19 protein-coding genes are annotated in these 24,225 nt (G+C 58.9%); all 19 read right to left on the bottom strand.

The window, feature by feature from the left end; all coding sequences use genetic code 11:
* Positions 1–187: 187 nt before the first annotated feature.
* Positions 188–1,276 (bottom strand): ABC transporter ATP-binding protein, encoded by a 1,089-nt coding sequence (locus AC1DXN_RS26150; RefSeq protein WP_109658985.1) that lies wholly within the window; start codon positions 1,274–1,276, stop codon positions 188–190.
* Positions 1,273–2,379: an LVIVD repeat-containing protein gene (locus AC1DXN_RS26145; RefSeq protein ID WP_477277801.1), complete on the bottom strand. Its 1,107-nt coding sequence runs from the start codon at positions 2,377–2,379 to the stop codon at positions 1,273–1,275. The genes AC1DXN_RS26150 and AC1DXN_RS26145 overlap by 4 nt, the downstream gene beginning before the upstream one ends.
* A gap of 40 nt (positions 2,380–2,419) precedes the next feature.
* Complete coding sequence (locus AC1DXN_RS26140; protein WP_477277799.1) at positions 2,420–4,180, bottom strand: ABC transporter permease subunit; 1,761 nt, start codon at positions 4,178–4,180, stop codon at positions 2,420–2,422.
* A 102-nt stretch (positions 4,181–4,282) separates the two neighbouring features.
* A complete protein-coding gene (locus AC1DXN_RS26135) occupies positions 4,283–5,386 on the bottom strand; it encodes an ABC transporter substrate-binding protein (RefSeq protein ID WP_477277797.1) in 1,104 nt (367 codons plus the stop codon).
* Positions 5,387–5,463: 77 nt separating this feature from the next.
* Entirely contained in the window at positions 5,464–6,915 is a 1,452-nt protein-coding gene (locus tag AC1DXN_RS26130) for a gamma-aminobutyraldehyde dehydrogenase (RefSeq protein WP_477277824.1), read from the bottom strand.
* A 133-nt stretch (positions 6,916–7,048) separates the two neighbouring features.
* The gene (locus tag AC1DXN_RS26125; RefSeq protein WP_109658978.1) at positions 7,049–7,966 is read right to left on the bottom strand and encodes a LysR family transcriptional regulator; all 918 of its coding nucleotides are present in this window, start codon (positions 7,964–7,966) and stop codon (positions 7,049–7,051) included.
* Positions 7,967–8,043: 77 nt separating this feature from the next.
* Complete coding sequence (locus AC1DXN_RS26120; protein WP_477277795.1) at positions 8,044–8,397, bottom strand: hypothetical protein; 354 nt, start codon at positions 8,395–8,397, stop codon at positions 8,044–8,046.
* Positions 8,398–8,938: 541 nt separating this feature from the next.
* Positions 8,939–10,696, bottom strand: a complete 1,758-nt coding sequence (locus AC1DXN_RS26115; protein WP_477277793.1) for a serine hydrolase domain-containing protein — start codon at positions 10,694–10,696, stop codon at positions 8,939–8,941.
* Positions 10,697–10,742: 46 nt separating this feature from the next.
* Positions 10,743–11,618: a beta-keto acid cleavage family enzyme gene (locus AC1DXN_RS26110; RefSeq protein ID WP_109658976.1), complete on the bottom strand. Its 876-nt coding sequence runs from the start codon at positions 11,616–11,618 to the stop codon at positions 10,743–10,745.
* 12 nt (positions 11,619–11,630) lie between these two features.
* Positions 11,631–12,017: a RidA family protein gene (locus tag AC1DXN_RS26105; RefSeq protein WP_477277791.1), complete on the bottom strand. Its 387-nt coding sequence runs from the start codon at positions 12,015–12,017 to the stop codon at positions 11,631–11,633.
* Between the two features lie 38 nt (positions 12,018–12,055).
* Entirely contained in the window at positions 12,056–13,378 is a 1,323-nt protein-coding gene (locus AC1DXN_RS26100; protein ID WP_477277789.1) for an aspartate aminotransferase family protein, read from the bottom strand.
* Between the two features lie 9 nt (positions 13,379–13,387).
* A complete protein-coding gene (locus tag AC1DXN_RS26095) occupies positions 13,388–15,433 on the bottom strand; it encodes an oxidoreductase (RefSeq protein ID WP_477277787.1) in 2,046 nt (681 codons plus the stop codon).
* Positions 15,434–15,510: 77 nt separating this feature from the next.
* Entirely contained in the window at positions 15,511–17,001 is a 1,491-nt protein-coding gene (locus AC1DXN_RS26090) for an aldehyde dehydrogenase (protein WP_477277785.1), read from the bottom strand.
* A gap of 260 nt (positions 17,002–17,261) precedes the next feature.
* Positions 17,262–18,068, bottom strand: a complete 807-nt coding sequence (locus AC1DXN_RS26085; protein WP_477277784.1) for an IclR family transcriptional regulator — start codon at positions 18,066–18,068, stop codon at positions 17,262–17,264.
* A 12-nt stretch (positions 18,069–18,080) separates the two neighbouring features.
* A complete protein-coding gene (locus AC1DXN_RS26080) occupies positions 18,081–19,439 on the bottom strand; it encodes an NAD(P)/FAD-dependent oxidoreductase (protein WP_477277783.1) in 1,359 nt (452 codons plus the stop codon).
* Positions 19,440–19,443: 4 nt separating this feature from the next.
* Complete coding sequence (locus tag AC1DXN_RS26075; protein ID WP_477277822.1) at positions 19,444–20,244, bottom strand: ABC transporter permease; 801 nt, start codon at positions 20,242–20,244, stop codon at positions 19,444–19,446.
* 2 nt (positions 20,245–20,246) lie between these two features.
* Positions 20,247–21,548, bottom strand: a complete 1,302-nt coding sequence (locus AC1DXN_RS26070) for an ABC transporter permease (protein WP_477277781.1) — start codon at positions 21,546–21,548, stop codon at positions 20,247–20,249.
* 22 nt (positions 21,549–21,570) lie between these two features.
* Positions 21,571–22,572, bottom strand: coding sequence for an ABC transporter substrate-binding protein (locus AC1DXN_RS26065; protein ID WP_477277779.1), 1,002 nt, complete (start codon positions 22,570–22,572; stop codon positions 21,571–21,573).
* Positions 22,573–22,649: 77 nt separating this feature from the next.
* Positions 22,650–23,732: an ABC transporter ATP-binding protein gene (locus AC1DXN_RS26060; protein WP_477277777.1), complete on the bottom strand. Its 1,083-nt coding sequence runs from the start codon at positions 23,730–23,732 to the stop codon at positions 22,650–22,652.
* Between the last annotated feature and the right edge of the window lie 493 nt (positions 23,733–24,225).

The raw sequence follows: 24,225 nt of genomic DNA, 5'->3' as shown, positions 1-24,225 counted from the left end.
CCGGATGTCCTACACGCGGCCACGTTGGCGTTGCCTACCAGCCGGAGCGAACTCGGCGTCGATACCACTCGTGTAACCCGGCCCGTGCCGGCCTCGTTTGAAAGCTGCGTGGGGCCTCAATGCTGAATATTGGCAGCAGCGCACAGCCAATCGTTGACGGTAACATCCCTCGTCACGACCGCGCCCGTTAAGAGGGAAACAGGATGATGTCGAGCGGATCCCAGGACAACGAAACCGCATCCCCGCGAGCTGGCAGGTACACGCCTTGCCGCACAGTCTGCTTGACGATCACCTGCGCCGATCCCAACGAAATCACATATCGAATGGAATCGCCGCTATAGATCAGATCCTTGACGGTCCCGGCCCATCCCTTTTCGTCACCAGGCGCTGTGAAGACGATCTTCTCGGGACGAATAAACACTTCGACGTCTTGATCCGCGCGAATGCCGCTTGACGGTACGCCCTGGAGTAGGAGTTCACCGATCTTGACGGTTGCTGTACCGCCATGCTCGCCAACGACGCGACCGCCGAGGAAGTTGCTCTCCCCCATGAATCCGGCGACAAACTGATTGACGGGCCGCTCGTATATTTCACGCGGCGGCGCAATCTGCTCCACCCGACCGTTCTTCATAATCGCGATCCGATCAGACAGGACCAGCGCTTCGTCTTGGTCGTGCGTCACATAGATCAGCGTCGTCCCCAGTTCCTGATGCACTCGCCGTAACTCATGCTTCATCTGCTCTCGCAACATGCGATCCAACGCGCCGAGCGGCTCATCAAGCAGCAATAGCGGTGGTTGGAACACCAAGGCGCGGGCGAGCGCCACTCGCTGTTGTTGGCCTCCGGATAGTTGTCGAGCATAACGCTCCTCAAGGCCGTGCAATCGAACGAGCGCCGTGGCGCGGGCTATATGATCTCGTGTGTCGGCTTCCTCCATGTCACGCATCCGCAATGGAAATCCGATGTTTTGTGCAACGCTCATATGCGGAAAAAGGGCGTAGTTCTGGAAAACAACGCCGATTGAGCGCTTGTGCGTGGGAATACCGACCAGATCGGTATTGTCCAAAAGGATCGACCCTGCCTCGGGCTGAACAAAGCCGGCAATCATCATCAAGGTGGTGGACTTCCCAGAGCCGCTCGGCCCCAGCAACGTCAGGAACTCCCCGGCACGCACAGAAAGAGAGACGTCGTCCACCGCCACCACGCCGCCATAAGACTTGCGCAATGACCGCAGCTCCAAGCTGCCTGCCTGCCTGGCAGGTACTGCCGATTTCATAGGCTGTATTCCAAGATCTCGAGCCCGCGCACGCGATCGATCAGATAAATTCGTTGCGTCGCACGATCGACAAAGACGTCGTTCGACAGCGGTCCGAACTCCGAACGCATCGGAGGTAGCCAGCTGGCGATTTCGACCATTTTCCTCGGATCGCTGACATCAAGAACGCGCAAGCCATGGGAGAACCAGGCCAGGAACAATAAGTTGTCAACGATCTCCTCATGCGGCTGATGCGCTGCCCAAATGCCCATCTCTTTCCCGCGCGGCAGCTTGAACTCGTCGACGATTTTCGGCGCGTGCCGATCGGCAATATCGAGGCTTGTGGCCCACCCTTCCATATCCCACCAGCCTTCATCGACCGAGATCACAAAGTCGCCATTGGTCACCGCGCCGGGTGTTGGCACGATCGTGTGTGTGAATAGGCCGTGCAGCGGATGGCGGCAAACAGTCTTGGGTTTGGTAATATCCGTCACGTCGACGATCGCCATGCCAGCGTGGACGAGAGAGACATAGATATAATTGCCCCGCCGCAAGCCGTGGTGAACGCGATGGCGTACGCCTCCTTCCCAGGAGGGGGTTTCACCGCCAGCCGTCCACTGCCCCGGCAGCCACCAGCGCGAGACTTCCCTCGGCCGGGTGGGATCGGCCAAGTCGTAGGTCACCAGGATATTGCCTTGATAGCCTTCAATCTCCGTCGACAGATAGGCGTAACGACCGTCAAAGTCGAAGCGATGGACGCCCCGGCCCCCGGTACGCAGGAAATGGATCTCCTTCGGCTGTTCGGGTCGTGAGATGTCGAATATACGAACGCCGCCCTGGAATTCCGGCGCTATGCTGAATTCAGGGTAAGCTTCGTTGTTGATCAGCATCAGATCTCCATGCACCCGAACCTTATGACTATGGGCTGTCCATGGCATGGTGAGATGTGACAGGAAGCGTGGTTTTGCCGGATCGGAGATGTCTAGAATGGTGGTTCCTTCGGGGGGCGAGATATGGCCCACGAAGCAAACGTTCCCTTGCACATTGACCTGGCCACCGCCGCGGACATCGGCGTAACCTATATGCTTGAGCTTCAATTGACGCATTTTTTTCTCCTTGAACATTTTTTCGCCGGGCAGTCCTAAGTCGTGAAGGCGACAAGGTTTATCCGCGCTCACTCATCGAGCGCGATCGCAGCAGATGCATGATGACCAGCGCCGCTATCGTTAATCCCACGAGAACCGCAGACGCAGCAAAAACGCGTGGATCACTATCGTTGAGCATGCTGTCGTAGAGTTGTTTCGGCAGCGTCTTTGCCTTGCTGCTCGTGAGAAACAACGCGATCGCGAGATCGTCGAAGGATGTCAGAAAGGCGATTAGCGCGCTGGCGCCCGTCATCGGAGCCAGTAACGGTAGAATAATATGACGAAGCCGACGCCATGGAGACGCGCCAAGAGACGCGGCTGCATCCTCGAGACGGTTGTCGATTGATTGGACCGCCGCCACCATAACAAGCACCGTCGGAGGGATCGCAAGGATTGTATGCCCCAAGACCAGGCTTATCCTTGTTCCAATCAGGCCAATTTGTGCAAAGAGAAAGTATGCCGACACACCATATGCGACCGCCGGCACTATCATTGGGGTCAAGTTGATCGACACCAAGGTCGTCCGGACCGCCGGTGGCAAGCGACGGAGCCCGAGGGCGGTCACAAGTGCGATTGTGCTCGCCAAGGCCGCTGTCACCAGCGCGACTTGAAAGCTGGTGAGTGTCGAACTGATCCACTCATCGCGCGTGAAATACAATGCGAACCAACGCAACGAGAAATTGCCGAGCCTGATAGCGCTAGAGGGCGACGGGAAAAACGCCATAAGAACGATCAAGAGGATCGGGAAAGCGGTTATGGTCGCGATCAGCGCCGCCATCAGAGTTGCCAGCCTGGGCTGCGATCTCGCTGACCGCCGCCTACGCCGCAGTGGATTTGGCCAGAAGCGTCTCCACAGCGCGCGAACAGGGCGCCATCCTTGATCCAGCTTCGCGATCAGCGTGTAGAGCCTGATCGCTTCGCCGCCTTGAACTTCCGGTGCCGCATGTCCGGCACGGACGTAGCGATTGAACACTGCAAACAGCAAAAGTGTAGCCGCCAGCAAGAGGGAAGACAAAGTCGCGGCCATCGGCCAATTCAGCATCACCCCCATATGGCGCTCCACCAGAACCACAACCGAGGGGCTTTGATTTCCGCCGAGAACCGCCGGGGTCACAAAGAAGCCAAGCGAAACGATGAACACCAGAAGCGAACCCGAGATGATTCCTGGAGCTGTCTGGGGAACATAGATCAAAAAGAACGAACGCATGCGGCCCGCTCCAAGCGTTTCGGCGGCTCGGACAAGCGAGCGGTCGATGCCGTGCATGGAGCTGTAGAGGCACAATACCATGTAAGGCAGCATGACGTGGACCGTGCCAATGAAGACCCCGATACGGTTGAACACCAACGACATCGGGCGGGATACGATCGAAAGATACATTAGGCTGGAATTGACGATCCCCTCCCGGCCAAGGATGGCGACCCAGGCAAAGGTGCGCACCAACGCACTCGTCCAGAACGGCATGATGATGCAGATCAGAATGAAAAGTCGCAGTCGCGACCCGCCGGTCGCCATGACATACGCGACCGGATAGCCGACGACCAAGCTGAGGATGGTGGTAAAAAAGGCGAGCTCGAATGTCCAGACAAAGGCGTTCAGGTACAGTGCCGAACTTAGCGCCCGCTCGTAGTTACTGAAAGTAAAGACACCGTCTACCCAGAAGCTCATCCAGAGCGTCTGGATGAGCGGCACATAAAAGAAGCATAGAAGAAACAACAGCGGACCCGTCAACAACATCACGGCTGCTCGGTTGACTGTGTCCGGTCCCCGCAGTTTAGGCATGATTTCTCCATCCCTGCGCGCGTGCGCCCAGAACCTTTCTGAACCGCGCGTGCTGCGACGTCACTATTCGAACAATCCCTCTAGCACTGTACCCGGGACCGGCTATTGGCTTACCCAGCTTGCCCAGCGCTCGTTGACCTTTTCAAAATTGCTGCGGCCGGAGCTGTCCTGTTCCATCCACCAGTCGTCATTGATCATTATGAGACTGGCGAGGTGTTCAGGAGAATTGATCCGGCTGGCCGCCGTTTTGGGGTCCATGTATTGCTGCGCTGACTTCACGGTGAGGCCATAAGCTGGATAAGCATTCAGGAAGGCCGCGTGATTTTTTGGCTCCAAATAGTAATCCAACAGGCGATGAAAATTCTTCGGGTGCGGCGCCTTCTTGGGCATACCCCAGTAGGAGATCTTGGCCATCGCCTGATTGAATTCGATATTGATCCCCGGATCCTGCCCCTGCTGCTTCATCACAATGATGCGGCCAAGCGTGTTCATGCCTACCACCGCATTGCCGCTCGTCATCAAATTGAGGCCTTCAGGGCTGGTTGACCAGAACTTGGCAACATGCGGCTTGATCTTGTCGAGGGAGGCAAAGGCGCGGTCAACGTCCAGCGGGTACAATTTGTCGACCGGCACGCCGTCGGCGACCAACGCCGCTTCGATGGGTCCTACATAATAGCTCGGATCGGGCAGCGCCCTGGGACCCGGGAACTTGCTGACGTCCCAGACATCCGCCCAGCTGCGCGGATGCGACCCTTCTTTGAACTCGGTGGCGCTGTATACGATGCCCGCGCCCCATACGATCGTGCCTACACCGTACTGAAGTGCGCCGTTGGTGATTAGGTCGTCTTTCAGCCCGGAGCGCAGTGCCGAGTAGTCGATGGGCTCAAGCAGGTTTCGCCGGCCCAAAATGCCGATATCCGTGGCACCAATTTCCCAGAAATCAAGGTCAACAGTGTCTGTTGAGACCATTGCCTCGACCTTGGCGAGCTTCGGATATGGAACTGACACGACTTTGATGCCCGTGGCAGCGGTAAAGGGATCGAAGATCGTTTTTCGCTGCACCTCCTCCACAATCCCGCCAGTTGTTCCGTATAATATTTCGGGCTCTTCCTTCTGCTGAGCCCATGCCGTCGGAGCCGCGACAAGCGCTGCCGTTGCAACTGCCTCCCTGAGCAGGGTGCGTCGAGACATTGCACGTTTTAACATTATTCTTCCTCCCTTTTAGAGTTCCCTCAGTAACAACCCTCAAGCATCCACTTACAGTCACAAAGCAAACAAGAACGTCATCCACTAAAGCCGGTCGAGCCACTACCAAAGTTCATCATGACATGCCTGACGATGGTATATTCTTCGAGACCATACATCGACATTTCCTTGCCGAAGCCGGACATCTTCATGCCACCATGAGGCATCTCATGCACGAAAGTCAGATGTTGGTTCACCCATACGACGCCATATTGTAAGCGCGCGCTGATCTTTAGCGCGGTCTTGACGTCGCGGGTCCACACCGACGAGGCAAGCCCGTAGTCGTTGTCATTTGCCCAAGCGATGGCCTGGTCAGCATCCTCGACGCGCGTGACGGAAACGACCGGTCCGAACACCTCGCGCCGGACGATCTCGTCCGACTGCAGGGCTCCAACAATCAGCGTCGGCTCATAGAAAAAGCCGGCGCGATCTGACGGACGGCCCCCCGTCACGACCTCGATGTGCTTCTGCTGCGCCGCGCGCTCCACGAAACTGGCGACCCGCTCGCGCTGACGCTGGCTGATCAAAGGACCCAACTCGGTCATCCCTTCGCCGGGCGAACCAATACACAACGATTTGAGGGCGCCGTCGAGCTCAGCGACCAGCTTGTCGTGGATTCTTGGAGCCGCATAGATACGACACGCGGCCGTACAATCCTGGCCTGCATTGTAGAAACCAGCAAAGCGGATGCAACGCACGACCTCTTCGAGGTCGGCGTCGTTCATGACGATGACGGGCGCCTTGCCGCCGAGTTCCAGATGGGTGCGCTTCAGCGTCTTTGCCGCGGTTTGCAGTACCTTTTGGCCCGTCACGGTGTCACCTGTGAGTGACACAAGCCGGATGTCTGGATGGGCTACGAGCGCGGAACCTATGGTCTCGCCGCGACCGGGCAGGATGTTTACCACACCTGGCGGAAGAACCCCGGCCAACAGCTCGGCAAGCTTCAACGACGAAAGCGGCGTCTGCTCCGAGGGCTTAAGCAGCACCGTGTTACCCGCTGCCAGCGCCGCTGCGAGCTTCATGGCTGCGGTCGTCAAAGGGTAGTTCCAAGGAGCGATCAAACCGACAACGCCCACGGGATCGCGTCGGGTCATGCTGGTATGATTGGGAAGATACTCGCCGGCGGCGCTGCCCCCCATGCAACGCGACGCCCCCCCCATGAAACGGAAGAGCTCGGCCACGGCCGGCATCTCGTCCTTCAACATACGGATATAGGGTTTTCCGGTGTTGAGGGACTCAAGGGCCGCGAACGCTTCGGCGTCCCTGTCGATCAAGTCAGCTATACGGAAGAGCAATCCCGCACGGTAGGCGGGTGTCGTGATTGACCACGTCGCGAAGGCTTTCATGGCCGCGGCGACCGCCGCATTAAGTTGATCCAACGACGCTTCAGCGACCTGTGCGATGACGCTGCCAGAAGCCGGATCAACGATGGCCTCGACCTCTCCCTGGCCAGCAACAAGCTGTCCGTCGATGAAAAGCCGCGTTTCGATCTGTGAAGATGGCAGGTCCATAACGGTTCCTCTGGCAACGTGTGCTAGTCCCTTTCGACTTGACTATAGAAACCGGGCCTGTTGCGTAAAATTCAAAATACAAGCCGGCAGCTATCGGAAAAATCGATGGCCACTAGGCGGTGAAGTGGCGCACCATTCGATAACCTCGTGCCAACGCAAGGAACACGGAGGCCGGCTCCGCCAGCATCGATCCCCGCCGCCAAACGACACCGACGTCGACAGTCGGGATCGGGTCCTCCAGTGCTCGCACTTCGAGGCGGTCTCCTTCCAGAGACCATTGGCGGAAGGCGATGTCAGGCAAGACCGCGATCCCTGCTCCGGTCGCCACCAGGCTGCGCACCGCCTCGACTGACGACGTATGCAAAACGATATTCGGATGGAGGCCGGTCGGACGCCAAATCCCCTCGCTGTTTTGTCCCATCTCGTCAATCGTCAGCCCGATTACAGGCTCTCGCGCGATATCTGCCAAGGCGATCTGCTTGCACGCTACCAGTGGATGACCCGCCGATAGCCAAACTCGATTGCTGGAACGAACCAGAACTTCCGACTCTAGTGCATCTTGATTGGCCAAATTGGAGATCAGCATCAAGGCAACCTGCAGCTCGCCGTTGACGACCAGATGTTCGATGTAGGACCGGTCCTCCTCGGTGACTTTGACCACTAGCTTCGGGAACACCCGACGCAGTCGGGCCAGGACATCCGCCAGGAAATAACCAGCAACAAGGCTCGTAACTCCGAGCGTTAGCGTGCCCGAGATCGATTGAGGCTTGGTGATACTGACCGCCCTCCCAGCGTCCGCCACTGCCGCCAGGATCAGCCGCGAATGCCGCAGGAACTGGTGCCCCTGATAGGTCAACACAACACCCTTGGAGTGGCGGTCGAACAGGGTGGCCCCAGTCTGCAGTTCAAGCATTCGCACGCTCTCGGTGATGGCCGACTGTGAGATACCAACTGCCGCTGCCGCCGCGGATATGCTCCCCTCCTCAGCCGTCGCGACAAAATACGAGATCTGGCGAATAGTAATGTTCATCGGAATTGCTCACGCCTCCGAGTTGCCACCACAATTTTCGATGGACGCGACCACGGTCCAGGCCACAACCGATACGGTTACGGCCGCTCAGTACGAAAAGCGATGCTGCTTTGAATCTGCACAGTGGCTGGCAGGTGACGAGCCTGTTTTCTTAGTGAGGCATCGCAATCGACCAACAAACCCAGCGCAGGTTTTGACCAATTCGGCGCGCGAATGGCGCCCTCCTTACCAACGCGGACATGCCCACCGAGCGGATACGTCTGCATTGACATCGAAAGAGCGGCTCGCCCGATGCGCGGGCCTGTGCGGATCGCGTCCTGCAGCAACTTGTTTTGTTCGCGTACGCCATGATCTTGTAGACGCCGCGCCGGACAAGGGCGGGCCACAGTGCCAACGACGGACTTCATTGTCATCTGTTTGATGCCAACCATGAAGGGGCTCATCCTCGTGGGTATCCGAGCATCGGCCGAGATCCGCGGGGTCTGAGGCTGCCGAGAGGCGTCGCTCAATTTGCGACCTTTTCCAAAGTTCCGATTATTGATACCAAATCTCTATTTTCGAGAATCTCAAAGTACGTTCTCATTGTCAAGCGGAGATTGGGCCTGACGTGCTGCAAAGCTAAAATCGAAGCACAGAGGCCTGGTACCGGGTCGATCACGCAGCGCGAATTTTCGAACTGCGCGGCCAAGAGTAGACACGGATTAAAGGCGAACCTCGCCTGTCACTTGCCCCATCATGGATCGTTTCGATCCCACTGGATGGTCGCGGTTGCTGCTGGTGATTTGAAGCCGTCCAACTGAAATCTACCATCGTCACTTGATGCGGCCGATCGCATCCGGAACAGGGATCCCGCCCGGCCATAGCATCCTGTCGAGACCGGCAGGAGCCGGTTCGGCACTGACCCTGACCGATAGCCGGATATAGAGGAGCGCATCGACGATCAGGCAACGGGCAATCTCACCTCGCACTCTGTCAGTTGCTGCAGACTTTTTTGATTGCATTGGAGGCCGGAACCAGGCCGGAAAAATCACTCACGCTCTCGTCGTCCGTCGGCGCCGATGAAAGTCGCACGGCGAGCAGCTTATTTGGCAGCATTGCAACCACCTGTCCGCCGTAACCCATGAACCGTGCGAAATTTCCGCTGCACCCATCAAAGGAGAAGTCATCGATCCAGAAAGAACTAAAGTATCTCTGGCCCAGACCGGTTGGTCGGCCTGTGTCCAGGCCCCACTTGTGATGGTTCGTCAAACCCTCTTGGGTCTTCTGTTGGCTAAGAACTTGGTCCCCTGAAACTGCGCCATTGTTTTGAAAGAGCTCGGCGATCTTGACGAGATCATCAACGGTCGCATACAGCCCTTCGAACGCAAGCGGCTGCCTTTTTACGCCATACGTGGTTGCCACAGGCAGGTCGTAGATCCCGATTTTTTCGTACACCTCCCGTCGTAGCATCGATACGATGTCTTTGTCGGCGCCTTCCTTCTGTTTAAGCAGGCTGTCCAAGGCCGCGACAAGGACGAAGTAATCCTCGTCTCTATAGCGAACAAACCTGTCGACACCCCAGCCATAGGACCTGGGGCGTGCGAGCGCCTTGTCCAGTTTCGATGCGAAATCGCCGTCGTTGTAAAATGCCATGTAGGAGTCATCGTACGGCTCGTCACCGATGTTCGCTTCAGGCTTCCCAGCCCCGTTTCCGACACCGGTCGCCATATTGAGGGCGCTGCCTAGCGTCACGTCCTTCCAGGCCGGAAAGCGTTTCGTTTCCGATATCAGATCGTCGATCTTCATCGTGAAGATTTGATCCCCGTATTTGGCTGCCATCCGAAGCATGGCCATGCGCGCAACTGCGGATTTTGTCGCAGACCATACGCCGAAGCGCTGTCGGTCGCAGTAAGGCAGCGGACCTTCCGACGTTTGGCAACTCTTCATATAGATGGTGCCGTCAGCAAAGACTGCGGTCACGACTTTCCAGTCCTCACGCATACGGCCGCCGAACTCAGTGCTTTGAGCTGTGGTCAGGCCGACCGGCAGGTTGTCCCATGATCTTACCGGCAGGTGGCTGGCCTCTCGCACACTAAACGCCTTTTCAATGGCATGGACGTCCCCTGTCGAAATCGGTTTCATCGTCGAAACGGACGTTGCGGTTGCCTTGAAAACCGCGCCAGCCTGGAAGGGCGTGGTTCCGGTGGTTATTTGAATATGCAAGGGCGTGATATCCGCATCCTTGTACATAAACAGAGCGACGCCGTTATGGCTCTCGCCGCCTTCCACGGGATTCATAAGGGCAAATGGGAACGACGCGCGCGTCCAGCCCGGCGGATCATGCGGTTCCGACCAAACTTTTCCGGGCTGTACCAATATCTGCCAGTAGGTCCCAGCTCCCGTGGGTTTGAAGTCACCCAGGATTTCTTGTGAAGAGGGTACGAGGGTGCTTCCGACCGTCGTGAAGCTGATTTCGAAAGCAGGAAATGCATGCAGGTCCTTGCCATTTACCGGCGCAAGCTTGTCGGTGCTCACCATACTTGCCCCGGCAAAAGCCAGATGTCCGCTGAACGGCTTGGTGGCGTGCGAAGCATCCTTTGAGGAAACAAAGTCGTCGTTGGAGCGTAGCTGCAGCGTTGCGCTGGATTTTACGTCTTGAACCGAAATTGGTGAGGCCTTTAGATCACCGGCAGTGCCGGTAATGGCCAACGAGACGATCCCAAGTGCCACAAATGCAAATCTCGCTCTCATTTCAGATTCTCCCAAATTCCCGCTATTGGCATCGTTTTCAGGACTTCTAAGCCTTCAAAGCGAGCTGAGATCGCGCTGAAGCAGGGCTGGCGATCGTGGCGCCAAGCCTTTCCAGAAGCCATTTCGCTTTCTCGACCAGTTCGGCATTGCTCTTCACAAGCTCGGTCTTCGACATGCGGATCGTGTCCTCCATGCCGATCCGTACATGGCCGCCAAGCAGGTAGGATTGCATCAACATCGGGTAAGCGGCGCGGCCGATGCCAAAGCCTGTCCAGATCGCTTCCCGGGGCAGCATGTTGCGGGCGAACATCATGGTCTCAGGCGTCGTCGCGAAGCCGTATTTCACACCAAGCACAAGACTTGCGAGCGGGGGACCGCGAAACACGCCGCTTGCGAGAAAGTCGTTGAGGAGATTGATGTCTCCGCTGTCGAAAAGCTCGAACTCGGGCCGGACCCCACAGTCATAGATGATCTCCGCCATCTTCTTGACGTTGGGGGGCGTGTTGATGACGACCTCGCTGCCGAACGTCATCGTGTTGAGATCCAAGGTGCAGATGTCGGGCCGCAGATCGCGGATATGCTCGACGCGGCGTTCAGCGGTCACGAAATTGGTCCGGGGGCCGGCAATCTTGGGGTCCTCCTCACCGGGCTGGAACCGGCCACCAGGTCCGGTGGTGATATTCAGGATCACCTCCGTATTCTTGGCGCGGATCAAACGAACGAGCTCGCGGTAGTGATCGAGTTCCATCGACGGCCGACCGTCGGGATGGCGAACGTGAAGATGCAGGATGGACGCCCCTGCATCGGCGGCCTCAAGCGCCGAGACAGCGATCTGCTCCGGCGTGACCGGCAGATTTGCGTTGTCTTGCGGCCTTGTCAGGCTACCGGTCACGGCGCAGGTGATGATGGTGTCCTTCGACATCAGACTACCCTCTCAGCTTGCAAGGATGGCAGTGGCGGCGATCTCGACGAGAAGGCTCTCGTCGATTAGTGCTCCCGCCTGCACCATCGTCGTTGCCGGTCGAATGGCGCCGAAAACGGAGCCGTGGGCTTTGCCGACGGCCTCCCAGTCGCTCATGTTGCGCAAGAAAATGCGCGTCTCGACAATATCGTCGATCGAGGCGTCGAGTTCGTGCAACGCAGCACCGATGCGCTGCAGAACCACGATGGTTTGTTGTTCCGGATCGCCGGGGTGAAGTGCCCCATCGGGTCCAGAGGCGGAAGTGCCCGATACAACAATGATGTTTCCGGCGCGCACCGCCCGGGAATAACCGATAGCCGCGCCCCACTTGTTGTTCACGTCGACCCTGGCCCTTTTCATTTGCCGCTCCTTGGCTGTCCTGGAGTTTCCTGCCGCTATCATGATGCGAAAGGCAGCAATGCCCGGTCGAAGGCCCGCACTATGTCGTCGATATCGGCATCTTCCATGGCAGTGGAGAACGCCATCAATCCATTGCCTGCAATGATCACGCCTTCGTCGAACAACGCCTTGGCGAGGGCCGATACCCGCGCGGCCCCATCTGCGGCGAATGTGGAGCGGTAGTCGCTCAGCGGTGCGTCCGTCAGGTGGACACGCCGCAGCGAACCCAGTCCGGTAACCTGCCCCTTGATCCCGTGTCGGGCAAAACAGGCACGAATACCCTGGTCGAATCGATCACCGAGCGCCTCGAGCTTCTCGAATGCGGCAGGGGTCAATTCCTCCAGAGCGGCTATCCCTGCCGACATGGACATGGGATTGGCGCTGAATGTGCCGCCATGCGGCACCGCGGGCGGACCCTTGCTCGGATCGAACACCGACATCACCTCCGCACGGCCGCCGATGGCGCCGATCGCGAAGCCGCCACCGATAATCTTGCCCAGCGTGGTGAAATCCGGATCGATGTCGAAGCGGCCCTGCGCACCATTGTAGCCAAGGCGAAAGGTGATGACCTCGTCGAGGATCAGCAGCGCCCCAAGCTCGCGCGTAACCCGCCGCAGCATCGCCAGATATTCGGGCTTTGCCGGCACCAGCCCTGCGCGATTGGGCATGACATCGACGAGCACGGCCGCCAGGCTGTTGCCGCTGGCGCGAAGGATTGCCTCGGCTACAGGCGTGTTGTTGAAGGGAATGACGACGACATCGTCGAGCACGCCCTGGGGTGTCCCCTTGGCGGTCGGCACGGATCCCGGCCTGTCGATATCGCCCCAGGTGGCGGGGGTGGCGTCCTGGCTTGTCTCGGCCGGATCGTAGGTCCCGTGGTAGGCGCCCTCGCATTTTGCAATCTTCGGTCGGCCGGTATAGGCGCGCGCCGCCTTGATCGCGTTCATCACCGCTTCAGTGCCGGAATTGGTGTAACGAAGCTGCTCGACGGACGGCAGACGGTCGCACAGGATTTCCGACAGCCGGATCTCACTCTCGGTGGGCATGCCGAAACATGTGCCGGCTTCGAGCTGCCGTGTGGCAGCCTCAAGGATCTGGCGATTGCCATAGCCATGAATCAGAGAGGTGAAGTTCCCCAAGGCGTCGATCCGGACATGGCAATCGACATCGGTGATCCGGCAGCCATCGCCGCGCCAGGCATAGATTTGATGCGGCTTGCGATAGACGGTCGTGCGCGTGTTCCCGCCAGGCATGACCTCGCGGGCACGGGCATAGAGGTTTTCGGAATTTGGTGTCGCTGGTGCTGACATGAGGTCGCTCATCACTTGGTTCTACGTGGCAAGATTGATCCGCTCGCGACGCAAGGTCGGATGGCCGTTGTCGAATTCTTGAGCAAAACGGTGCCCCGAATAGACGGCGGCATAGATGGCGGCCGGCGCTTCGCAATCCCCGATGCGCGAGACACGGCGCAGTCGGCCTGCGTCACCCCTGTCAAGACGGGCGCTCAGCGCTTCAAACAGTTCGTTGCGAGGTAGCCGCGCTGTGACGAGGACAAGGGCGTCGGTCTCCCGGTGGCTCGTTGCGCCTGTTCGCGCATCGACGAATAGGGCCTGGCCTTCATGCGCACCGGCGAGCGCCATGTGCGTAACCATTCCAACGCCACGCTCATATAGCCGCTTTGCTGTTCGAATGTTTTCAAGCGTGTTGATCGTGAAGGAGGAGACGTCGGCCGCTGGCGTGACCAACGTCACATTATTGCCCATCAGCGCCAGCTTTTCAGCGATCACGGCGCCCATGTAGTAGTGGTCGTCGTCATAGACGACAATGCGGCCCGAAGGGATATTGCCGCCCATGATGTCGTCCGGTGTGAACACGGGCACGCTGGCCGACAGCGTAAGCGGCTTGAACGCCGCGCGCCCCACGCCATCGGCGCGCCATTGCGATCCAGTCGCCAGCACGACTTCATCTGCGTCAAACTCGAGAATTTCGGCCAATCCGAGATCGCTTTCGAGATAGACACCGACATTCGAGAGTTTGTCGAGCTGAGTGACGCGCCAGTCGCGGACCCTCAGCCACTCACGCAGACCCGGCAGCTCGCCCTCAAGGGTCACGCGGCCACCGAGACGGCTTTGACGCTCGGCCAAGGTTACCTGGTAGCCGCGCTGACCGAGCGCCCGGGCGCATTCGAGACCCGCTGGCCCACCGCCAACCACGAGCACGGTCGCATCGCTTGATTTGGTGGAAATTCGTTCGGGATGCCAGCCGCGACGCCATTCTTCGCCCATGGTCGGGTTCTGCGTGCAGCGCAGGTTCGTCATGGCAAAATGGCTCGACACGCAGATGTTGCAGCCAATGCACTCGCGGATATCTTCGTAGCGCCCCTCCTCGATCTTCTTCGGCAAGAAGGGATCGGCGATCGAGGGGCGCGCGGCGCCGATCATGTCAAGCACGCCGCGGCGGATCAGGCTTGCCATCGTGTCTGGCGAGGTGAAGCGCCCGACCCCTACGACCGGCTTGGTGGTGACGCCCTTGATCCCGGTCATGAACGGCTCGTGGTCGTTCTCGGGTGCGAAGCGGGAGGTCGGCGAATCGTCGGCCCAGGTGCCAACGACGAGATCCCACAGGTCCGGCAGTTCGGCGAGCAAGCCGATGGCCTCTATCCCTTCGTCCGCGGCGCGAAGTCCTTCGGAGCCAAACAGTTCATAGATGATCAGACGTACGCTCACCGCGCAGGCATCGCCGCCACCCTCTCGCGTTGCCTCGATCAATTCCTTGAGAAGGCGAACCCGGTTTTTCAGCGAGCCGCCATATTCGTCGGTGCGCTGGTTGCGGGGCGAAATGAATTGGAAGGCGATGGTGGAGAAATTGCCGTCGACATTGAGAATGTCGAAGCCGGCCTTGCGCGCCCGCTGCGCCGCCGCCTTCCACCAGCCCAGCAGTGCCTTGATGTCGGACTTGTCCATGGCGCGAACCTGGACCGGATGGTGTCCGCTGACGGGTCGGTCCATCGGGCCGAGCGGCACGTCGCGGGTCATGCGATTGGCGTTGTAGTAGGCGGGATAGGCGAGTTGCACGCCGGCCAGCGAGCCGTGCTCGTGGACCGCTTCGACCATCAAAGCGAGCGGTGGAATGTCGCCGTCATCCCACAGCATCTGCAGAACCTCCGGCATGAGGTCGCCTGAGGGATGAACCGAACAATGCTCGGTGTTGACCACCGCCCATCCGCCCTCGGCCTTGATACCGCGCATGGCGGCATGGGCTTGCGGTCGCAAATTGCCCATGCCGTTGCAGTGAGGTGCCTGGTAGAACCGATTGCGAGCGACAACAGGTCCGATCCGCACCGGCTCGAACAGGATATCGAAGCGTGGTTCGCGCATGCATGGCTCTTTCTGTGTCTTCGCCTCAAAGAAGGACGAAGGGCGTGCTTTGTCAGGGGATGAAGCCAGTACGACCGCTAGGCGCGGATCTTGATCCAGGTTGCCTTCAGCTCGGTGTATTTGTCGATCGCATGCAGCGATTTGTCCCGTCCGAAGCCCGACTGCTTGTAGCCGCCAAAGGGCATTGTAATGTTGCTCTCATCAAAGTTGTTGATCCAGACAGAGCCCGCTCTCAGCCGGCGAGCGGTGGACAGCGCGACGTCGATGTTGTCGGTCCAAACAGCTGCGGCCAGGCCATAGATGGTGTCGTTGGCAAGCGCGACCGCCTCCTCCGCCCCGGAAAAGGAGATGGTGGCAAGGACGGGGCCGAAGATCTCCTCTTGCGCAATCCGCATCTTGTTGCTGACATTGTCGAAAACGGTCGGCTCGATGTAGTAGCCGCCGGTCTCGCTGAGGACACGCTTGCCGCCGGACTTGAGCTCGGCCCCTTCCCTGGCGCCGATATCGATGTAGTCGAGCACACGATCCATTTGAACCTGACTGACGATGGCGCCCAGCTTCGTGGCCGCATCGAGAGGGTCGCCAACAGTCAGCGTTTTCCCGACAGCAATCACCTTCTCGAGAAACGCGTCCTTGATCTTGGCGTCCACGAGAAGACGTGAGCCGGCGTTGCAGACCTCACCCTGGTTGAAGAAGATGCCGTAAGCCGCCGCCGTCGCGGCTTCGTCGAGGTTGCCGCAATCGGCCATGACGATATGCGGGGTTTTGCCGCCGCATTCGAGTGCCACGCGTTTCATGTTCGACTGGGCGGAATAGCTCATGAAGAGCTTGCCGACTTCAGTCGAACCCGTGAACGTCACCGCATCGACATCCATGTGCAGGCCAAGCGCCTTGCCCGCGGTCTCGCCAAGGCCGGTGACCACGTTGAACACGCCATCGGGAATACCGGCTTCCGCCGCGAGTTCGGCAAGCCTGATCGCCGAGAGCGGTGACTGCTCGGCAGGCTTGAGAATGACCGAGTTGCCCGCTGCGAGCGCTGGCCCGAGTTTCCAGCATGCCATCAGCAAAGGAAAGTTCCATGGGACGACCGCCGCCACGACGCCGACAGGCTCACGCGTAATCATGCCCAGAGCACCGCTGCCGGTCGGAGCAATCTCGTCGTAGATCTTGTCGATCGCCTCGGCGTACCAGGCGATCGTATTGGCAGATGCCGGAACGTCGATTGAGCGCGCGTCCGAGATCGGCTTGCCCATATTCAAGGTCTCGAGCAGGGCGAGCTCATCACCGTGCTGATGCATCAGCTCGGCGAAGCGCTGCAGCACTTTCTTGCGATCGCTCGGCGAGCGCCGCGACCAGGAGCCAGACTCGAAGGCGCCGCGCGCGGAGCGCACCGCCAGGTCGACATCCGTCGCGTCGCACGACGCTATCTGGGCAAGCGTTGTTCCATTGGCGGGATTGATCGCGTCGAACACCCCACCCGACACCGCGTCGACGAATTTTCCGCCAATGAATGCCTGTTTGCGGAGATTGAGATTGGACGCGGCTTGACGCCAGTCGATCGCACTCATGGAAGCTGCCTTTCTCGATAATCGATACATACAGTCATTTAATGAGAACTAGACCTTTCGGTCGCTGGCTGTCAACACAATATCGCAATGTTCCACAATGATTTCTCAAAAGACGAGCGCCATCGACGACGTTCGTCAGATATTTCTTGCGAAAATACCCTCAAACGTTGCGCGAAAAACACAACTTTTATAATAATACGTGCAAATAGAGCGCTTCGGTTACTACCGAGCGCTGTCGAGCAAACATGGGTTTTCTGGACTCAGGCTGTACTTTTTAACGTATGCCGGAATTGTTTCTCCAGGACCTTAGAAAGTTTCTCCGCCAGACGCTTGACCACTGCAACGTTAGTTTCTCGGTTGGTATCGATAATTCCCTGGATCGTGCCCGTCACGCACAGGCTATGCTGCGTGCGCTGCCCATCGATCCTGATCGGCGCGGCGATCGCGGCAAATCCGTCGACATCTTCACCGATGCAATAGGCCACGCCGGTTTTGCGCACGAGTTGCAGTTCTTCCACGAGGACGGCGAAGTCGACTTTGGTCGCAGCCGTGAACCGCTTGAGCGGCTTGTCGAGCACCGAAGCGATGAAGTTCGGTTCCTGAAAGGCGAGGATCGCCTTGGCCGAGGCGCCGGCGTGCGCTGGGATTTCGTGCCCCGGGACGATGTAGGCCCTGACCAGATCGCCGGGCGCGACCATGTCGAGGCTGCGCACGCTGTCGCCCGACAGTCGCGCGATGAAGCAGGCCTGGCCGGTTTTTTCTGAAAGCTCTTGCAACGTCGGACGCGCAACGACCTTGAACCAGTCGTCGCTCGCACCTGAAAAGAGCAGTCTTTCCAACCGTCGCCCAAGCTTGAAATTGGCCGCGCTTGGGCCGCTCTGCTCGATCAGTTCAACATCAGCCAAGCTCTTCATCAGCCTATAGGCCGAGGCTTTCGGCAGATCGAGCATCTCGCCGACGGAGGTTCCCGAAATACCGCCGGGAAAGCCGGCGACGATCTCAAGAATACGCACATAGCGCTCAAGCGGCTTTTCAGTGGCCGGTTTGCCCGTCGGAGTTTTTGCCATGATGTATGCGCTCTAGCCCCTTGCGATTCGATCATCATGCCAGTCGAAATAGCGCATAGCCAAGGGCACGAACCACGGCGAGCCGTTAAAGAATGGCACCGTAGGAAATTTTTCGACATCGAAGGCCGAAGACATGTCTCCCCGTTGAAGAATTCGGGCCGCAAGCTTCTCCCCGAAATGTGTTCCAAGGGGAATGCCTGCAAAGTTGTACCCAAGGGCGAAGTGCACCCCGTCCTTGACGCCGATATGGGGCATGAAATCGAAAGTACCCGCGCAGTGCCCGGTCCAGGCGCGACTGAGACGGACACCCTCAAGGTCAGGCAAAATTCTCACAAGGCGATCGCGGAGCGTGCCTGCGAGCGGCGTTGCCGTCGGGCTCGCCGTGCCAGTCATGCCGCCAAACAGAATGCGGCTTGAATCAGGTGCCGGACGAATAAAATCGATGTTCATCCTGGTGTCGAGATAGGTGCGGCGGCGCGGCATCACCTTGTCGATCGTTTCCGTGGGCAACAGCTCGGTCGCGACAACAAAACCACGGAAGGGAATGACACGCCTTGCAAGCCACTTCAGATCGCGGCTCGTATAGCCATTGGTGGCGACAATGACATGAGGGGCAACGATGTTTCCTCTCGACGTACGAACGATCTTCCCGCTTGCGCCGTGCTCGACGCCCACGACATTGGTGAGAGGATGCAGCCTGACGCCGGCCTCAAGCACCTTGGAGACAAGGCCAGCGTGATAAAGGCCGGGGTGAATCGAACCGAGATCCGGAATGACCGCCCCGCCATGGTATCTGTCGGAGGCGATTTCCGTACGGACGTCCTGCTTCTCGACAACCGAATAGTCGAACCCGACGGCCTGGCGCGTCTGTTCGAGTTCGCCAATCAAAGCTTGAAAATGGGCTTTCGAATTGGCGGCAATAAAGCGGCCGCAGCTCTGGTAGTGGCACTCGATGCGCTCACGCTCGACGAAGGCCGCAACACCGCGCAGAGCCGCATCAAGCTCACGATAGACGTTCAACGCGTATTCACGTCCCGACCTCTGCGCCAACCATTCAACGGACCGCTTGAGGGTGCGCCCGACGAAACCGGCATTGCGGCGTGCAGCGCCCTCGCCGATCCTCTGCGCATCGACAACAACGACGTCACAACCCGCACGGGCCAAATGCAAGGCGGCGACCAGACCCGTGATGCCACCGCCAACGATGACGACATAGGCCCTCCCGTCGAGGCCGACGGGTTCTGTGTGCTCGCCGGCTGCGGACAGCGGTGCCGCCGACCACCAATAAGGCTCTTCGACATAGTCGTCGGCGAACAATCCGGCTTGCGCCGCACCGGCTTTCCCGGGGACTTGCGACATGACGTGCAGCATTGCGTTACCTATTTTTATTGGCGTTGTAGGCGATAGCCATCAGGCAACTCGTCAGTAGGATCATTACAGCGGCGGCAGCCAGGATCGTCGGATCGAGTTGTTCACGCAGCCCCGTGAACATTTGTTTTGGAAGTGTTCGCTGCTGAGGTCCGGCAATAAACAAGACCATTACCACTTCGTCGAATGACGAGGCGAAGGCGAAGACCGCGCCCGCCGCGACACCCGGCGCGATGATTGGAAGCATCACCGTTCGAAAGGCCGTCACGCGGCCGGCACCGAGGCCAGCCGCGGCCCGCATCAGGTTGAAGTCGAAGCGCGTCAGCGTGGCCGTCACGGTGATGACAACAAAGGGCGAAGCCAAAATCGTGTGTGCAATAACGACACCGGCGTAGGAATAGTTGAGACCGAGCGGCGAAAAGAAGATGAACAGCCCAAGGCCCAGCACGACGACAGGAACGATCATCGGTGAAATCGCAAGCGCCATCACGGCGGTGCGGAAAGGGAACCGTGGATTGACAAGCCCGATCGCCGCGAGCGTGCCCAGAGTCGTGGCGACGACGGTGGTCGAAATTGCAATCACCAGGCTGTTGACCATTGCTCCGGTCCACAAGGCCGAGGAAAAAAGCTCCGCAAACCAGCGAAGAGACAACGCACGGAATGGGTAGGTAAACCAGGGATCGGCATTGAGCGAAATTGGGAGAGCGACCGCCAGCGGCAGCATCAGCAAGAGAAGTGCGATCCCAACAAATCCATAAAGCGGCATACGAATGTAGGCGGGAAACTCAGTGTAGACGCGGCGGCCCATGTTCATATCCGATCCGACGAGTGACGCGCGACATGTCGCGCAAGGGGCAGAGCAACGAGGCCGGCGCCCAAGATGAGTATGACGCTAAGGGCCGAGGCAAGCCCCCAATTCAGATCCTCATTGGTAAACCTGGCAATGAAGAAGCTCACCATCTGATCGGACGGTCCACCCACCAATGCGGGCGTCAGATAAAAGCCAAGGCACAGCACGAAGGTGAGAAGTCCGCCGGCGGCAATGCCTGGAACCGCCTGCGGCAGAAAAATAGTTGCATGGGCCCGGAGTGGCCCTGCCCCAAGGTTCCGAGCGGCCTTGACCTGGTTCGTCGGGATCGCCCGCATCACGCTGATCATGGGCAAGACCGTGAACGGCAACTGGATCTGGATCATCGCGATAATGGTCGCCATGCGCGTGTAAAGGAGGGGCAGCGGCTCTGATATTAGTCCCGTTCCAGCCAGCGTGGCGTTGAGAACGCCGTTGGTCTGAAGGAAGACGATCCACGACATTGTTCGCACGAGCAGCGAGGTCCAGAACGGCAGGAGAATGAAGAACAGGAGGACTGCGGCTGTGCGCCCACTGGCATTGGCTATGACGTAGGCGACTGGGTATCCGATCAAGATCGTGAGCCCCGTCACAACAAGGCTGATCAGGATCGTCCTTAGATAGATCGACCGGAAATCATAACTCGTTTCCTGAGACAACCGGCCATCGGCTTCGATCTTTACGGGAAAGCCTGTCGCCCAGCGCAAATAAAACGCGCTGTAGCGAGCATCGTAGTGCTTGATGATGCTCCACACACCGCTCTGTCCCCAGGCCGGGTCCGCCTTGATCAACTGGGCTTTCCAGGCCTGCGGGTCGGCGCGGTCGAAATCCTCCGACAGGATCCGCTGGGCACCCAGGATGATGTTCGCCCCGCGCGACAATTCGTACCCCATCCGACGGCCTAGGGGGCGTACTGACCCAGCATTTCCCGCGGCCTCGAGCTCCTGACCAAAAGTCATGTAGACGGCGCTGAGCGGCACATCATCTCCGTCCCAGGCCTGAAGCGCCTGCGTTGTCAGCGGCAGGGCTCTGGCGATTTCCCCATCCGATACCGCCGTATGAAAGATCGAACCTATCGGGATCACCAGGAACAGAAGCAGAAAAATCAGGAGCGGCGCCGCCGGAAGCGCAGCCCGAACTGCCCTGCGGTGGCTGTCGCTCCTGATCGACGAGCGAACGACACGCACCGACGGTGCCGCGGCCTTTGCAGCAGGGGTATCATTCTGCGTCATCATCAGGCCCACGTCACCGTACGGTAGTGTCATGCGAGAACTCCCATCGCTTGGCTTACTGGGAAATCCAGCTGGAGAAGCGGGCGTTCAGCGCGTCACCGTTTTTGGCCCAAAATGCGCCATCCTGGGCCAAGGCGCCCTCGCTGTTTTGCGGGGCAGACGGCAAGTTCGGCAGCACGTCCTTGGCAACCAGAGCGCTGGCGGCCTTTACGGTCGGACCGTACGCGATGTAGGTGCTCAAGGTGGCGTTGACATCCGGCTTGACGCTGAAGGCCACGAAATCCTTGGCGGCTGCAAGGTTCTTCGACCCGGATGGGATAACCCACATGTCAAAGCCACGGATCTGATTGGTCCAGGCGATCCCAAGATCGGCATTTTCCTTGGCGTTGGCGTCCGCTATGCGGCCGTTCCAGGCCAGCGCCATCTTCACCTCGCCGGATTTGAGCAGCTGCGGCGGTTGGGCGCCGGCCTCCCACCAGACGATGTCCTTCTTGATCGTGTCGAGCTTCTTGAAGGCTCTGTCAACGCCGGCGGGCGTTGCGAGGGTGGTATAGACGTCCGACACCGCGACACCGTCGGCGAGCAGCGCGAGTTCGAGCGTGTCCACCGGACTCTTGCGCAGGCCGCGTTTGCCGGGGAAAGTTTTGGTGTCGAAAATGTCGGTCAATTTGGTAGGGGCCTGCGGGAAGGCCTGTTTCTGAAACGCCAGGATCGTGGCGTAGACGCTCGTTCCCACCGCGCAATCGGTAAGGGCGCCATCAACGAGACCCGCGGACTTGAAGGCCGCGTCAGCGCCAATCTTCTCAAGCAATCCCTGGTCGCAGGCGGTCGCCCCTGTTTGCGGATCGACGTCGATGACGTCCCAGGCGACATTGCCGCTATCAACCATGGCGCGCAGCTTGGCCAGTTCGCCGCTCCAGGTGTCCTGGGAGACGGTGATGTTGTTGGCTTTTGCATAAGGATCGAGAAATGCCTTTGTCTGTGCCTCCTGCAGAGCCCCACCCCAGGAAACGACGGTCAGACCGTCTGCCAGGGCTGGAAAACTGACCGCAGTCAAGACAAGCCCGACAAGGAACGATTGTTTGAATGAACGTGCTCGTGGCATGTGATGTCCTCTCTGGATTTTCGGTTGTGTTATCTGCCGTCAAGCGCCCAGGCATCGCGGGGCTCCCAGTCAAGAAGGACAGGACTGCCCATCTCCAGCTGGATTCCCAACGATGATGAACTCTTCGCAATCAACCGTTCCCCGCCCGGCAGTTCGACGTGGATCCGGAACTGGTCGCCGCAGTAAATGATGTCGCTGACCTGCCCGCTGAGCGTTGCGGCGCGGTCCTGCCCGGTGATGCGGACGCTCTCCGGCCTGATGGCGATCGTCGCCTGTTGATCAACCTTCGTGTGAACGCTGCTGCGCGCCCAAATTTCCTGGCCGCCGGCGAGCCTTGCGCGCGCCAGGTCGCCTTCGATCGAGACGACTTTCGCGTCAAGGCAGTTGTTGTCGCCAACGAACTCCGCCACGAAGCGGCTCGCGGGATGGCCGTAGATATCTTGCGCCGAACCGATCTGCTGGATGCGGCCGTCGTTGAAAATGGCGATCCTGTCGGACATCGTCAGCGCTTCGTGCTGATCGTGCGTCACATAGACGACTGTCAGGTCAAGCCGATCGGCGATCCGGCGGATTTCGAGCTGCAAATCCTCGCGCAGCTTCTTGTCCAAGGCGCCGAGTGGCTCATCCATCAGCACCAGGCTGGGTTCGAAGACGAGCGCTCGAGCAAGCGCGACCCTTTGCTGCTGACCGCCCGACAAGGCCGTGGGCTTGCGTTGCGCCAGGTCCGAAAGTTGGACCATCGCCAGCGCTTCGCCGACGCGCGTGGTGATCTGCTGCTTGGAGAAGCCGCGCACCCGTAACGAATAACCAACATTCTCGGCGACCGTCATATGCGGGAAGAGGGCATAGTTCTGGAACACCATGCCGATGTTCCGCTTTTCCGGCGGCTTGTCCTGGATCGGCCGCCCGTCGAGCGTGATTTCACCGCCTGACGGATATTCGAAGCCGGCGAGCATCATCAGCGTCGTCGTCTTGCCCGATCCCGAAGGACCAAGAAGCGTCAGGAATTCGCCCTTCGCGATGTCAAGGTTGAGATCGCGAACCACGAAGCTATGGCCATCATAGGTTTTGGATATGCCGGTCATGCCGACATGCATCGGGTGGTTAACCATGGCTGAAGGCCGTTCTCCCATTCCCATGTTCTCGATTATTGAGAATCATTATTGAATATCGAGAATAGAAGCATTCGTTCTTATCGGCGTCAATCCCTTTGCTCAAATTCTGCTCTATTGAAGCTATTGCAGTCGCATTGTGCATCGCAGCATTTTCGACACAGGATGCCCTTTGCGCAGGGGCCGGCCTGTAAGCCACTTTCGGGAGACAGAAATTCGCGCTTGGCCTCTTTGCAGCCCGAAAAAGCGGGCTCAGGCTCTGCGTGGGCGATTGTCTTGGAAGCTCGTTGACCGTCGGCCGTCCTCGGACGATCAGGCTGCTGTTCAATTCTATGCAGGAGGGATCTACCTGCAGCCCGCACCCAAGAACGCTTTGAATGAAACAGCTTGCCCCGCGAAGTGACTTTGCCGGCAGCGTGAGCCTGGCAGCCGGTGACCGATACCCCTCGGCGTCTACCTGGAGAGAAGCTATGTATAGGGGGCCGCAATAACG

It is taken from the genome of Mesorhizobium sp. P2_H9 (assembly GCF_056403215.1).
The sequence above is the reverse complement of the archived record's forward strand: the minus strand, read 5'-3'. Positions and strand labels throughout refer to the sequence as shown.